At 65.4% G+C, this 15,584-nt stretch carries 4 protein-coding genes; 1 reads left to right on the forward strand and 3 read right to left on the reverse strand.

Annotation, left to right across the window (positions count from 1 at the left end; all coding sequences use genetic code 11):
- Positions 1–116: 116 nt before the first annotated feature.
- Positions 117–1,721, forward strand: a complete 1,605-nt coding sequence (locus ABFX45_RS44555) for a family 43 glycosylhydrolase (protein WP_346137165.1) — start codon at positions 117–119, stop codon at positions 1,719–1,721.
- Between the two features lie 1,410 nt (positions 1,722–3,131).
- Here the strand turns inward: ABFX45_RS44555 and ABFX45_RS44560 are convergent.
- From ABFX45_RS44560 to ABFX45_RS44570, 3 genes are read right to left on the reverse strand one after another with little or no spacing between them, the layout of a single operon-like run.
- Positions 3,132–3,503, reverse strand: coding sequence for a hypothetical protein (locus ABFX45_RS44560; RefSeq protein WP_346137166.1), 372 nt, complete (start codon positions 3,501–3,503; stop codon positions 3,132–3,134).
- Positions 3,504–3,509: 6 nt separating this feature from the next.
- Positions 3,510–10,160 (reverse strand): RHS repeat-associated core domain-containing protein, encoded by a 6,651-nt coding sequence (locus ABFX45_RS44565; protein ID WP_346137167.1) that lies wholly within the window; start codon positions 10,158–10,160, stop codon positions 3,510–3,512.
- A 35-nt stretch (positions 10,161–10,195) separates the two neighbouring features.
- Complete coding sequence (locus ABFX45_RS44570; protein ID WP_346137168.1) at positions 10,196–15,022, reverse strand: LamG-like jellyroll fold domain-containing protein; 4,827 nt, start codon at positions 15,020–15,022, stop codon at positions 10,196–10,198.
- Positions 15,023–15,584: the final 562 nt, after the last annotated feature.

Below are 15,584 nucleotides of genomic sequence, written 5' to 3' on the forward strand. Positions count from 1 at the left end.
CGCGCACGCTGGACGATGCGCTGGAAACCCGCCCTGAACGCGTTCGAGATCGCCTTCGACGGCCGCCTGGCCGCCGGACGCAAGTAGTTTCCTTCAACCCGAGTTACACCGCTCGTTTGACAGACCCAGAAGGCGGGTTCGGGCTGGCCGCCGTCCGTGTCGCACCCCGGGGAGCGCAGGACGAGGAAAGCCGTGGCTGTGTCCTGGTGTGGACGTCGACCGATCTGACGGAGTTCCGATCCCTGGGACTCCTTCGGTTGCACAACTACGTGCACGTCGATGCCGTCACGTGTCAGTACGACGAGACGGTCGGCACGTACGAGTTTCTGTGGCGGGACGCCGACGGAAACACGTACGTGAACCAGGTTGTCGACCTCGCAGGAGGAGGATCAAAGGGGTGGCCTCGGCCGGCATCCCGGTTCCCGCTGGTTGCGGACCCCTGCAACCTGACGGACATCAACCCGGGAAACGTGCTCGCGGTGGAACCGTCGATCGCGCAAGCCGTTCGGAACCGGTGGACGCCCTTGACGCACACGGAAATCCGTGTCCCCGAGACCATCGTCGCGTCCTGCCCGTCGGAACTGGCCGCGGTGAAAGCGACAGCCGTCTACTCCGACGGCTCCACGGCCGACAAGCCTGTCGCCTGGGACACCAGTGCGGTGGACTTCTCGCTGCCGGGAACCTACCGGGTTTCCGGCACGGTGCAGACTCCCGTTCACCCCTTCCCCTTGGCGCGCGGGTACGCGGACCCGGTGATCCTTCCCTGGGAAGGGAAGTACTACTACATCGCGACCAACGACAACGTCGACGACATCGGCTTCTACGTCCGGGAGTCCGAGACGATCAACGGCTTGTTCGACGACGGGTTCCGCGAGCAGGTGATCCTCGACGTGGACGAGAGCAAGGGCTTCGTGCAGACCTTCTGGGCCCCCGAGTTCCACCGGATCGGCGACGACCTCTACATCTTGTTCGCGGTCAGCGGCACCGAATGGGCGCCGCAGTGCCACATGATGCGACTCAAGAAGGGGCACGACATCATGAAGGCCGACAGCTGGGAGACCCCCGTACGGGTCCGGAAGGCCGACGGCTCCTACTTGGGCGACAGTGGCACCATCACGCTGGACATAACCTACTTCACAGCTGACGAGAGGTGCTTCCTCGTCTGGTCGTCCCGGACAGGTCTGGACTCGCCGACGGACTCGGGCAGCATGGTCTGCATCGCGGAGACGACCGCGGCTGATCCCACTCGTCTTGTCAGCGAACCGGTGGTGCTGACGCGCCCGCTGTACGGCTGGGAGAACCTGCACGGGACGATCAACAACGAGGGCCCGTACCCGTTGCTGACCGACGAGACCGTGTACATCACGTACTCCGGTGGAGACTCCAGGGGCTACACCTACTCCATCGGATTGCTGAGCATTCCCCGAGGCGGCGACTACCTGGATGCTTCCGCGTGGTCCAAGGCGATCACGCCGGTCGTGAACTACCGGTCGGTGGAAGGGCTCTACGGTGCCGGGCACAACTCCCTCTTCACCGACTACGACGGCAACACCTGGATGTGCTACCACGCGATTCCCTCGCCCGTGCGTCACGACGTGGTCTCCTCCGCCATGCACCGGGTCCACTTCGGCAGGGACGGAGTTCCCGTCTTCAACCTCAGCCCGGCCCGCGACCTGAGAGAGGAACTGACCGACGTCCGCCTGGACGTGGTGGTGCCCTGATCTCGGAGGACAGGCCCTACCTCGGCTGACGGCATCGGCGAACGGCCTGGACGGCGGTGAGGTCGAAGACCAGGGCCTGTACAGGCAGCAGGGCGGGGAGTTGGAGACCCACCTCGGCGAGCAGCTGACCCAAGGAGGCCCCGACCACCCGCTACCAGGATCATCCGCTCGAACCTCAACGCCGCGCGAGCGACCTGATGCAGCCCCCATGCGGTCGTCACCGGACAAGTCGACCGTAGCGGTAGGCATCCCCACCTCGGCCGTGAGAGCGCCTACCAGTTGGTGCTGGCTGACGCTACGGCTCCAGCAGCGGACGGCGCCGCGCACATCCGCTGTGCTGCAAGGTGTGCGCGCCCCCAGAACTCATTACCTACCCGCGTGGGGGCAGGACTGTGCGATCCCCCCACATGGGGGTTACTCATCCGCAGAAAGCCCAAACGATGACTCGACCACCAGGCTGCCGGTGTAAAACCGCTGTTCAGCCCTGTTCCCATCCTTTGGTACTCCCGCCGGGGATTCGAACCTGCGCACATCTCGGCAAAGCAGCGCTGCCACTTGATCACTTGGCGCAGCGAGGTCCGGCGCTGGCAAGCAGATCGAAGTAGACGATGGCCTGCCACGCTTGCCGGCGAAGCACAGCGCACCTGAGCTGTCTTGCGAGATAGTCGCTGCGGTTCAGGTCAGCACGACGCAGTTTGGGCACAGTCGCGGCTCCAGGAGACAGGCCGGTCACTGCCCGTCACAGCAGGACACCACCAAGCCCGTTGGATACCGATGACATCGGTTCGCATAGGTTGACGCTTGTTCAGCACAGTTCAGCAAGTTCACCCGTTCGTGGCGACCCCATTTGCGCTTAGTCAAAACGAAGGAGCCAGCGGCTCCAGTTTCGCTCCTTCATTCGCCTGTTGATCATGAAATTGATGATCAAGCGGAGATCGTTTCGAGCGCATAAAAAAGCCCGCTGACCTGGGCTTTCACTCAGAATCAGCGGGCTGATTCAGACCGTCGGGACGACAGGATTTGAACCTGCGACCCCTTGACCCCCAGATACGGGTTCACGAGCCGCTGACCTGCATAGACAGATGCGTTGGCCGCAGTTCGGCGCACTTGACTGCAACGCACTTGACGTCGGGTCAAGTGCGTTGGCAACCGTTGCTCCAGCCATCCAAGATCCACTCTTTCGCCAGGCACGTGCGCCCGTGCCTGGAGCACTACTGGCTGATCGACGGTCAGCTGGACGCGCCGTACATAGCCGGGGCGACACACGGTTCAGGTCGTGCTGCCCGTTGAAAGCGACTGGACGATGACGGGTAGCGTGCCACGGTCCGAGCCATCACGGTGTCGAACGACGCTCAAGCGACTTAAACGCAGAAGGCGGGCTCCTCCGCAGAGGCGCCCGCCTTCCAAAACTCAACCAAAGACCTTCGTATACTGCGCGAATATCTCAGCCAGCCCTCTCTTCTGTCTCACATCCCAGAATTCTTCGAGCAGTTCGAACAGCCTGGCGACCACAACTGAATTCTCCTGCTCCCCCAACACCAGTTCCGCGGGCGAATTCGGCGAACCGCCCGGCAAGGAGTGCCTCACCACCAGCGCCTGCCAGCTCAGGTTCGCACCGTCTCCCAAACCGGCGGCCAACCACTCGCCGAACCCGTCGAGAAGCCGCCAAGAATTACCGGCATCGCAGCCGTTCACAAACGCGGCAGCCGCCACGAAAGAACCATCTAAGCCAAGCATCCTGGGGCGGTCACGAGCCATCCTGAATGTCTCTACGTAATCCATGATCCCTCAGAATCCGAAGTCGATCACGTCGTGATAGTCGAAGAGCTTCTTGTACTCGTCCACGGGCACTCCTGTTCGCGGACTAAACCCGTCATAAACCCTGCCCTCTCGAACGACCACGGTGTGCGAGAACCAGCCACTGTCCTGTCCGCGATAAGGCCCGAGTTGGAATCGCCTTCCTGGATCGACCTGAATCGTCTTGACCTCTCCACCGATCTTAGCCTGAATCCCCGCGGCGACTTTCTCGCATCCCGTGCTGCACGGAATGCTCGACGCCGGCGCCGCCTTCCAGGCAGGCCCCAGATCCGCGCAGGGGCCGGTGTTGTGCACGAGGACATTCTGCGAGCCCAGCCTAACAAAATAGGTGTGGATGCCCTCGACAGTCAGGTTGTGGACTCGCTTGACACCGACCCAGATCTTGGTCGCGACGACCCGTAGCCGTCCACCGGTCGAGGTCTGCAAGTCAGATCCTTCTCGCAAGTCCTTGGCGTCCACCCAGCGCTGCTCTCCCGGCAGCCAGAACGGATGCCCGTCCGTCGCGGTGATCGCGCCGTCAGCGGTCACGATCTCGACGAGGAACTTGACTCCCTCACCGATGATCGTCGCCTCCACTTCCCGTGCTCCTGACGTGCCCGTCTCCGGGTCCGCAGCGAGTACCTGATCTCCGAGCTGGATCTCGTCGATGCGTTTGGTCGTGTCGTCGGCCATCAGCACCTGTGTGTCGCCGGTGAAGCTGTTACAACCTTCCGCTGCCTTGATGGCGTTCCCCAGCGAGCTTGTGCCCTTCGACGACGTGGCGGCTTGCTTCGCCGCCGATCCGCCCACACCACCAGCGGCGAGTCCGACCGCGCCGAGGATGACGAATACGGCGTCCCAGCCGTTCGCCGGCTTGTTGCCCACGGTTTCGGACCACTCGCAGAACCCGGCGCCGGGGTTGCTGCTGCGGCAGAGGTACGTGGCCCAGTTCTTGACCGCGTCCGCGTAGGTTTCGCCCGGTGCCATCATCACCTGTGCGCCAAAGATCGGTCCTCGTTTCATCTCCTCGGCGGTGGGGAGCCGGTGGCCGTAGATGATCGGTTGGTTCGACCCGTCGCCGGTGCCGGATGCCCACTCGTACTGCTGCTGTTGCTCTTGCTGGTGGTCCTGTTCGGAGACGCCGCTTCCCGTTGGTCCGCACAGGCCGTTGGTCGAGTAGCCACACCCGACCCAGTCACCTGCGTCGGAGCTCTCACCTTTGGTCACTTCGTAGAAGTTGCAGGAGTCGCAGTACAGGCCGGTCGGATCGCTGAACGTGACCGGGCTGTTGTTGGCGTAGACGTAGGCGTTCCACTGCCGCGGGTCTGCGAGGTCCATGATCGGGTCGACCGAGATGAACCGGCCGAGCTTCGGGTCGTACTCGCGGGCGCCGATGTGCGTCAGGCCCGTGTTGTCGAGCGTGCCGCCCACGAACCCCTTGTCCAGCTTGGCCGGCCAGATTCCCGTGTTGCCGCGAACCTCGCCGAACGGCGTGGTGCGGCGGGTGCTCACCGTCTGACTGGAGGCGGTGATGGTGTTCTGCGCGGTGCCGTGCTGGTCGGACGTCATCCACGTGATGCCAGTGGATGTGCGCATCGCGATGCTCTGGCCCGCGTGCGCGTAGTACCGCGTGGCGCTCTTCGTGGCAGCCGGGGTGGCGTAGCGCAGTTCCTGGCCGGGCAGGTACAGGGTGCGGCCTGCCGGGTCTCGGCGGACCAGGCGGTTGCCGTTCGCGTCGTAGACGTACGACGACTGGCCCGTTTCGTCGGTCGTGGCGGCGACGTGGCCTTCGCGGTCCCACGTCATCGTCTGGGTGGCGCCGCCTGGTGAGGGGCGGGTGAGGGTGTTGCCTGCGTTGTCGTAGGTGTAGGTCGCTTGGCGGCTGCCCGCGTTGTCCGTCGTCACCGTCTTGGCGACGCTGTGCTTGCCGGGTGTCAGCGTGTAGTCGGTGGTGCGGTCGCCTGCGGTGGTGCCGTGCTCCACCAGTTTCGTGCGGTCGCCGGCGACGTTGTAGGTGTAGGACTGCCAGTACTTCGACGGTCCGCCCAGTCCGGCGACGGTCGGGTCGGGCGCGCAGTTGCCGGAGGCTGGGGTCCACGCCTCGGTCAGGCGGCGCAGGTGGTCGGCGCGGAAGCACTGCGTGTCCGCGCTGACCGAGTCTGAGACCTTGGTGACGTTGCCAGCCCAGTCGTGGCTGTACGACACGTTGGCGACATCGGTCGGACCGGTCAGCTTCGTGGTCCAGATCTGGGTGAGGCGGCGGGTGTAGTCGTCGTAGTCGCGCAGGACGCTGACCCAGTTGGCGCCGGCGCTGTCACCGTTGCGCAGTTCGTAGGTCGCCAGCTCACCGAGGGGCGTGTAGGTGGTCGAGGTGACCAGACCGGTCAGCGGTGTGGTCCCGTAGCCGGACGACTGGTTCTTGGGCTTGCCCAGCGCGTCGTACTCGTACTGCAGCGTCTCGACCTTGAGATCACCCACCGCCGGGATGCGGGTACTCAGGAGTTGTGCGTCACCGTTGTAGCTGTAGACGTAGTTGTAGGTGCCGCCCAGGCCCGTCTCCCCCGCCGGGATCGTGATGTCGGTCGACGTAGGCTGGAAGTCCCATGGCCGCATGCGCTTGTGCTCGGTGACGTAGTCGCCGAGTGCGTCGTGGCGCACCGACTTCACCTGGGCGCCCTTGATCGAGATGCCGCTGGCGAGCAGGTCGTAGAACCACTCCAGCCGCGCCGGACCGGTGGGCGAGTCGTCGCGGGTGCTCGTCTTGCGACCCAATGCGTCGTAGGTGTGCGCGAGGACCTGGCCGCGGGCATCCTTTGTGGACACCAGCTGGTCCGCGTCATCGTAGGACGACTCGGTCCTGCCCTTGTCCGGGTCGACCGTCACGGTCTGACGGCCACGCGTGTCGTAGGAGTACTGCCACTTCTTGCCCGACGGGTGCGCGACCTCGGTCAGCTGGCCCTTGCGGTCATAGGTGTACTTGGTCGCGTCGAAACCTGTCGCGGCGCCGGCTACCACGCCCGCGTGGTACTGGCGCAGCTCCGACTTGCGGCCCTGCGCGTCGAGCAGAGTCGACGTCACCACACCACCCGCGGGCGGCGTGGTGTCCGTGCGGTCGCCCGCGTAGTAGGTGGTCGTGCGGAACAGCTCGTCGCCACCGGGGCTGGCGACGGGCGCGTTCTTCTTCAGCACGCTGATGATTTCGCGACCGGCGCCGTCGTACTGCGTCGTGGTCGCCGCCAGAATGGTGTCGGTCGGCACGAACAACGAATCGCTTGGAGCCACGCTTGCTTCGTAGGCGTTGTTCGCCCTCTTCGCGCGACCCGCCGAGTCGTAGTGGATGTCCGTGACGACAGTGCTCGACGTGCCGCCCGAGGCGTTCGGCTGCTGCGTCTGACGCGGCCTGAGCAACCCGTCGTAGAACTCACGCGACGCGACGTACTGCCCATTGATCATCACGCTCGACGTCACGACCGACGGCTGGTCGATGCGCTCCAGGTAGGTGAACTTCTTGTACGCGGGACGCCCTGCCTTCTCCTGGCCGGGCTTCCAGACCGCCGTCGTGCGGCCGAGGCCGTCATACTCGATGAACGCCTTCTGGTCGTTGGGATCCGTTGTCGACACCGGCGAGCCCCACGCGGGTTCCACGGCGGTCTTCGTGGCCCAGCCCAGCGTGTTGGTCGTGGCGATCTCCGTGACCGGCCCGCCCAGTGCGGGCGTGTACGCCGTGCTCAGGGTTCCCTTGGGATCGGTCAGCTTCGTGACCCTGCCGTAGACGTCGCGTTCGGTCGATGACTCGGTCAGGTAGGCCGGGGTGGCGTTGGCGTAGGACTTGAGGGTGTCAGACCTGGTGGGATCACCCTTGGTCGGCGCGACGCCGTGTCCCTGGCCGTCGTAGTAGTTCTTGAGGTCTCCCGCGATGTCGCTGTCCTGCAGATCGGTGCCTGGCTTGGCCTTCGCGCAGTCGACCAGGTAGTCGCGTTTGCGCGACACCTTGTCCGTCACCCAGGCCGACGTGTTGCGCACGTAGTCGATCAGAACGCACTTCTCGTCACCGGTTACCGCGTCGTCGCCACGGTCCTCTGTCTGCGTCGCCTGGCCGTAGGTCTGGTCGAAGTCGGTGACCTGGGTGGTGGTGCGGAAGCCCCGGCCGCTGTCGAGAGCGACGCGCGTGTGCTTTCTCGCGGACTGGACGTACCGGGCGTCGACGGTGACACCGTTGATCGTGCGGGTCGCCGTCGGCTCCGACCGCCACGGGCCGGTGACCGTCGCCGACACCTCGGCGCCGCCAGGTCCGTTGTAGATGATCTCCTCACGCAGCAGGCCGGCGAAGGCGTCCTCGTCGTTCACCGACTCGACGTTGCCCACGCTGATCGCGGGAAGCGTCTCCTCTCGCGTGCCCGACGGCATCTTGTCGCCGTGCATGCCGCGGAAGTAGCGGCGTTCGGTCAGCGTCTGCTCACCAGGATCGCCCAGACGTGTCCTGACCGCGCCGTAGCCACGCCACATCGACCACGTCTTGTCCTCGGCCTTCACGAACCCGTCGTCGTCGGTGTAGTGCCAGGCCGGGTCACCGAGGTACTCGTACTGAGTGAGCACCCGCACCGAACCGCCGGTCAGGTCCGACTCGGTCATGCTGTCCACGACGTACTTGTGGAAGAAGTCCCAGATCGGCGTCAGATCACCAGGCGGCGTCCACCGCACCGGATAGCAGCGCAGCTTGTTGTCCTGCAACGCGTTCACAGCCGGCATCCGCGAGCCCGGCACGCAGTCCGGCGCGGAGTACGTGACGTCGATCTTGCCGCCGCTCTCGGTGAAGATCGTCTTCAGGCGCCACCACTTCATCGCCGCCAACTGGTCGGAGTGCGTGTCGACGCGGTTGCTCAGCTGGATGCCCAGGAAACGCACGTCCGGCACCGTGGTCTGCTGCCCCACCAGGCCCGCGCGCGAGATCTTATCCAGCCACAGACCAGCGCGCGTACCGTCACCGGGATCGGGGAACGAGTGCGTCAACGTCCATTTCTCGACCGCGTTCCCGCCCACCTTTGTGGTCACCGCAGCCAGCCGCTTGGTTCCCCAGAACGTCGGAGAGCTGTAGTTGCACGGGCTGCCGGTGCACTCCTGATCCCACGGCGTGTCCGGCCAGTGCGCGGCGTCCTTCGTTCCACAGTCGGCCAGGCAGCGGTCCGCGGGTTCGAGGACCACCTGCATCGGAGCGGTCTCGGTGCGATCGGCGCGGGTTCCGTAGTCGATCTGCTTGAGCACCGACGCGCGGTCGTACTCGACGACATCGGTCCGGGAACTGTTGCGCCCGTACTTGTTCGTCTCCTTGTCATAGCTGTACGTCATGGTGTTGTCGTGGGTGTCCACGACGTACTCGAGGTTCCACCGCCACGGCTGCGCGCAGAACGAGTCCTTGAACAACGCCGCCGCACACGGCTCACCCGCGTGATTACCCGCCACCGGCACGTTCAGCACCGACTGGGACCCCCGGCCGAACCAGTACTGCGTCCCGTCCTTGGTCGTCACCACCCAGTGCTCACCGTTGCGCGCACCGTTGTTCGCACCGGTCCGGAACTCCACACGGGTGCCGTCGTCATTGCGCAGACGCCACCGGTTCGACTCCCCGGCTTCCTTGATCAGCTCACCGCCGTGCCCGGTCATCGACAGCGTGGCGTTCTCGTTGCGCCAGCACATGTCGCCGGTCTCGGTGGTGTTGCGCGCGCCATCAGCCATGTCACTCGCACAACCGATGTACTTGCGTTCGATGAAGTTCGTGCCGAGGTCGAAACCCTCACCGATCCACGACGGCTGGTTGTTCGACGCCGCCATCCGCCCGTCCACGCTCGCCGACGAGTAGGCCAGCGTCAGCGACGGCGTCGGGCCTCCCAGCGACGGCGGTATCCGCAGCGGGTAGTTCCAGCTGAAACCACCGGTGTTGCTGCCCGCGGCCCACGTCGCCGATGGCGACAGGCTCGTGGCCTTGTAGCTGCCCGAGCCACTGGAGGTGCCCGCGGTCAGTGCCATGAACGTCGCCGTGGCGGGGCTCGCCTGCGTCGCCGTCACCTTGCTCTTGGCGGTGTCGTTGCGCGACCCGACGGGCTTCGCCGCGCACTCCGGCTTGTCCGGCGTGCTCAACGCGCATTCGGGCAACTCGACCAGGCGCAGGCGAGAGGACCAGTCGGCGCCGTAGGCCCAGCGGAACGAGGAGTAGTCGACCTCGACCTTCGCCGAGCCGCCGGAAACCTTGAACAGCAGCCCTTCCACACCTGCCTTGCGGGTCTTCTCGCGGTCGAACGTCTCGATCCTGACCTTCGGTTTCGCGGCACGTTCCGTGGTAGTGCCATCTGCGGCCGCCACGGCCAGCGGGGTTCCGACGACCTTCGACGCCGACGCCCCGAGAGGGACCTCGGCGACCGTGGGCCTGGGCCACACCGGCGCGCCAGCGGTGAAAGCCTTACCCGTGCGGACGTCCTCGTTCTTCGCGGCGCCCGCAGTCTTTCCCTTGATCACCCGCTCTTTCGCCGGCACCGGCGGGGTGTAGGGCGCGGCGACCGCGGACGGGGGTGTGGCGGAGAGGACCGTGGTCACCAGCGACGCCACCAGTGCGACGGCCAGGCCACGTCTTGGCAGGGCTGTGGGCATGACACAACTCCAGAAGTGAGGTGGAAGACCGCGGACTAGCTGAAGAAGATGCCGGCTGGATCGGACCAGCCCGTGGCAATCAACTTGGATTCGCTGTAGGGGAAGGAGGTCAGGCCGTTGTGGTTGGTGTACGACCAGACCCTGCCGTCCGGCCAGAGCCCGATGATCTCCGCCTTGCCGTCGCCGGTGATGTCAGCGAAGAACGTCAGCTGAGACGCCCAGCCTGAACCGATCTCCTGCGGCGTGTCGTAGGTGCCGTAGCCAAGACCGCTGAGGTTGCGGTAAGCCCACACGGTTGCACGTTCGTCCGGGTTCACCGTGATGAACTCGGCCTTGCCGTCACCGTCGATGTCGGCGAACCGAACGGACTCCGGTGCGGCACCCGTGACCTTCACGATCACAGGTGTGGTCGAGAACGCCGTGGACTGGCCGAGCTCGTTCATGCCGAACAGGTTGCGGTACACCCGAACACGGCCGTCATCGTCGAGCGAGATGCGGTCATCCCTGCCGTCACCGTCGACGTCAGCGAACTTGATGCGCTTCGGGTCACCGGGTGCCGAGCCGATGAAGATCTGGTTGCCGTACGGGAATCCGTTCATGCCGTTGACGTTCTTGAACGCCTTGATCCGCCCGTCCGGCTCGACGCCGATGATCTCAGACTTGCCATCGCCGTCGATGTCGGCGAACCAGGTGCGGTCCTTCGGCCAGCCCGAGCCGATCAGCTGTGCGTTGGACGGGTACTCGCCGTTGACGTTGAGGAACGCGTGGACACGTCCGTCGTTCCACACCGAGATGATCTCGTCGTTGCGATCGCCGGAGATTGACGAGCCCTTCCGCGTCGTCGATTCAAGAGGCGCGGCGGCGAGCACGCCCTGCCACACCCTCAGATCGTCGATGTTGCCGTTGAAGTACTCGCCCGCACTGCTGCGGCCGACCGACAACACACCCGTCGAGTCCCAGCCGACGACCCCGGCGACGGTGCTCTTCAGCGCGACCGGAGCGCCCTGGACGCCGGCGCTGAGTTTGAGCGTCCGAGCGGTGGCGTCGTAGACGGCTATGAGGTGAGTCCACGTGCCGGCACTGGCGTCGGCTTTGGCCCGCCACCAGGTCGTCGGGCTGGCCGGAGAGTTCGGCATCTCCGCGCTCCACTGCGCACCGTCATACTTCAGTACGAAAGGATCCACGGTGGACGAACCATGCTGCACGAGGACGGTGCGAGGCGTCCCTGTTGCGTTGACCTTGGCCCACACATCGACCGAGAACGACTGATCGGTGTTCAGCACGGCGTCGTTGGTGCTCGCGAAGCTGCTGGCGCCGTTGAGCTCCAGGCTGGCGCCGTCTGGGTCACTTGGACCGGCCGGTCCCCACTTGGCTCCGCCAGCGAGATTCAGCGTCAGGTCACGTCCGTACGGCGAGGAGTCGACCGCGGTGTCACCGCTTCCGTCGTTGAACTGCCACCAGCCCACATCACTGCCGTTCAGCTTGGCGTCACCCAGTCCCAGCGACTCTTGCGGAGTGATCGTGCGAGCCCACGCCCGGACCTCGGCCAACTCGCCCTGCCACGGCTCCACCGCCGCAGAGTTGCGCAGCGCCTTACCGATCCACACCTGACCACCGGCGTTGAAACCCGCAGCCGGACCCAGCAGCGCGATCTGCCGTTGCAATGCCCCATTGACGTACAAGCGGATCTCACGATTGAGATCGTCATAAGTGCCGGTCAGGTGCGTCCAGACGCCCTGCACAGCTGGGGCGTCGGAGAGAGCTGTCTTCTGCGCCGCGCTCGCGGTGTCGTTCTCCGCCAGGGAGAAGGTCCACTTGAGCGAAGTCGAGTCGTAGCCGATCCGGAACGCCGAGGTCGCGGAACCCTGCTGGCTCACCACCGTGCGGCTCGCCGTGTCATTACTCAGGCGGACCCACGCCGAAACGGAGAAACCCTTGCTCGTGTCGAGCACCTTGGCGGTCGTAGCACCGCCTGAAGTGGTGCCGTTGAACCCGACGGACATCTGCCCACCCACTGTGCGGCCCACACGAGAAGGATCGAGCCCGGTCAGCGTCAGGTCATGGCCGTTCCCGGTGCCGTCGACGGACGGATCGTCACCGCCGAACCACTCCGCCTTATGGGGTTTAGGGCCCGTGACCGTGAACTGGAACTTCCCGCGGGTCGAGTTGCCTGCCTTGTCGATGGCATCGACGACCAGAATCTTCGGGCCTACCGACGGAGGCGTCCAGCGCGCTGAAGTGCCCGCGGCGATCTCTGTCGCGGGCTGGTCGTGGAAGCCCCAGCGATATTTCACGACGTCGGCCGAGGTGCTGGAGAACGTGAAGGTGTCTGCGACGCCGAGTGAGCCGCAGCCCTCGGCCGGGCACCCAGACGTCTTGTAGACCGAGGAGCTGAACGATGGCGCGTCGGGAGCGGTGGTGTCGACGGTGAACTCGCACCAGCCAGATGCCGGCCCCCACAACGAGCCATCGGACGCCGTCATGCGGTAGGCGTAGTCGCCGGTGGTGATGCCCGGACCCGCGATGACCCACGCGTCGGCCATCGGCTCGGTGCCGACCTTGCCAGGAAAAAGTCCCCAGTCCCTCGACCACAAGGTCATGGCGACGACATCAGGAGCGCCATCCCCGTTGATGTCGGCGATCGTCCTGGCCATGGCGCCCTGCCAGCCTCTGCCGATCTCGAAGCTGGAGTAGTTGCCAGTGTGCGGCGTGCGGGTACCACTTCCCGAGTAGAGCCACAGGGACCCGTCGCGTTCAGCGAAAATGTCGGGCTTGCCATCACCGGTGCGGTCGATGACGCCGTAGTAGGAGAACCTGTCCCAGCCGCCGCCCAGCGAGACCCGCTGCGCGCTCAGCGGTGCGCGTGTGCCCTCACCGGGGTACAGGTAGAGCACGTTCGCGGTGTCTCGCGCGATCACGTCCTGTTTGCCGTCGCGGTCGTAGTCGGCAAGGCCTGCGAACGTATAGCCGTTCCAGCCGGTTCCGATCTGGACCGGCGGAATCGACAAGGGTCCCCGCTTGGCCTCGCCGGGATAGAGCAGGAGCACGCCCGTGGCGTCCTCGCGCGCGACGATGTCCCGCTTGCCGTCGTTGTCCCAGTCCGCGATACCGACGATCGTGTAGCCGTTCCAGCCTGTGCTGATCTGCACGCGGTCACCGGATCTCCGACCGGCGGGAGTCTCCACGGTCGGCAACAGGTACAGGTACCCGTCAACGTCCCGGACCAGCAGGTCGGGGCGACCGTCGTTGTCCCAGTCACCGGTGCCGACCAGAGTGTCGGACCACTCGACCACCCCGTTGGGCAGAGTGCCTGGCTTGGGCACCGCCTGTTCGGCAATGGTGCCGTTGGCCCACGGGGAACTCTCCAGTTGCGAGATCGGACCGAGACTCGTGTCCGGACGAATGCGCCGCCACTCGAACCGGGCCTTCATCGTGTCCGCGGCGTCGGGGTCGCTCACACGGCCACGGATCGTCGGGGTCGTGGTCGGCACTGCGGGACGGCCGGCTCCGGTCGCGCACGCCTTGCCGTCGGCGGTGAGCTGGTCCGGCGTGTTCGGGATGGAGTTGTAGTCGATGGCCAGCACTGCAGACCCTGGGTTGAAGCGCTTCCAGGACTGCACGGTGCTCTCATCGACGTGCAGCACGACGTTGACCCAGTCCCAGTTCTGGCTCGCGCCGTGGGCCACCGCGCCGGTAAGAGGGAACTCGACGTCTCCGGGCCCGGCACAGCCGTGCTCCGCGCCGTGCTTGCGGTTGGCGGGCTTCGTCGAGGCCCACGGATCACCCCACAACCAGCCCGGCTGTTTGTTCCAGGTGGTGGTGCCGTCGAACCAGTCCGTCACGCGCACCGTCGCGTCGGAGTTGGGGCTACAGGTGAACGACCACTTCTGCTCGATGCGGAACGACGCGCCGGTGATGTACTTGCCCTTGACCGCCGAGAGGTCCATCCGGAAGTACGAGCGGACGTTGTACTTAGGGCTTAGGCACGTACCAGTCTGCGAGACCGAGTCACAGGTGAGACCAGTACCTGCGGCCCCGATGACGCCGGAGTTGTACAGGTAGTCGGAGCCCTGCCTGTTGCGCCCTTGCCAGAACGCGTCGCCCGGTTCCTTGCTGGACACCAATGTCCACTCGTTGCCCCGCACATGGCCGGTCCACGAAGGGTCGATCATCACCGGGTATCGGGTAGCCGTGTGCTTGAGCATCGCGGCGTCCGGAACAACCGAGATCTCACCATTCGCCACACTGACCGGCATCGTCGACGTCCGGCGCGGCTCGTCGAACACCGCTTTCGCCGAGACCCCAGGTATTCCCTGACCGCTCGAGTCCCACATCGTCGGCGTCGGCGACGCGAACACGACGCGGCCCGACGCGTCCTTTGCCTCAAGCCCACCACCTGCAGCATGCGTGGTGACGCCGTTCGTCGTGAACCCGAACGTGACCCTGGCCAGGTTCTCGTTGTCCGCGGCCTCCCTGTTCTTCACCACCAAAGTCTCCGAGAAGCCCTTCGGCGAAGCAGTGAGCTTCAGGTCCACGCCTGGCAGCACTTCGGCGTAGGTGGCCGACGAACCAGACAGCACCGGCTCCGGCAACGGCCCGAGCGGCCACGTGATCGACAACTCATGATCACCGTCACGCAACCGCGCCGCCGGCCCCGTTCCCCCAGCCGAGAACTCCACAGGCAGCACAGCCGCCACAGGTCTCACCGTCGTGCCCGCAGGACGAAGCTCTGTGTCGATCCGCGTCCACGAGCCGTCCTCCTTGCGCGCCCACCGCGGCTCCACCGACTGCTCAGTCGTGTATCCACCACCGGGCTTCGCGAACGTCTGCTCCGACTCCGACCGCGACGCAAGAATCTCCACACGGCGACCACAACGCGATGCCATCTCCACAGCCGCCGGTGCCGTCGGCTGTGCATCCACGCACTCAGGCTCAGCCGCACCACCCCGCGCGGGCGCCACCAACACCGCAACCACAACCGCGAACGACAAGAACACGCGCAGGACGAAGTCCTGCGCCACCCCGACGCGTGTCAAGTAAAGCCCCCCGCTATCCGCGCATGTCCCCCGACAACACGCGAACCCACCTAGCCGCAGGGAGTCTGCCTGCTCAGATAGCAAATGACAATGAGGCCGAACGGGTGAGAGCAAGCACAGGGCGCTACCTGAGGTCGAGCAACACGACAGTGCACGTCCCCGTCCAGTCTCAAGGAGTCCTGGTGCCACACCCGTGTGGCACCAGGTGGGCCTACAGCAAGTGGCAGCCCCGGCCCGCACTGACACAGCGTGCGACCATGTCGGAATTTGTCAAGGTGATTGAGACCAGTGGGTGTTAGGCGGCTTCTGTGTCGGCGTGTTGATCGGTGTCGTTGGCCGGCCGGTTGATCCAGACGGTGTCGGGTAGGTCGAGCATCTTCGGCGCTGT

It is taken from the genome of Lentzea roselyniae (genome assembly GCF_039537795.1).
GTDB lineage: Bacteria > Actinomycetota > Actinomycetes > Mycobacteriales > Pseudonocardiaceae > Lentzea > Lentzea atacamensis.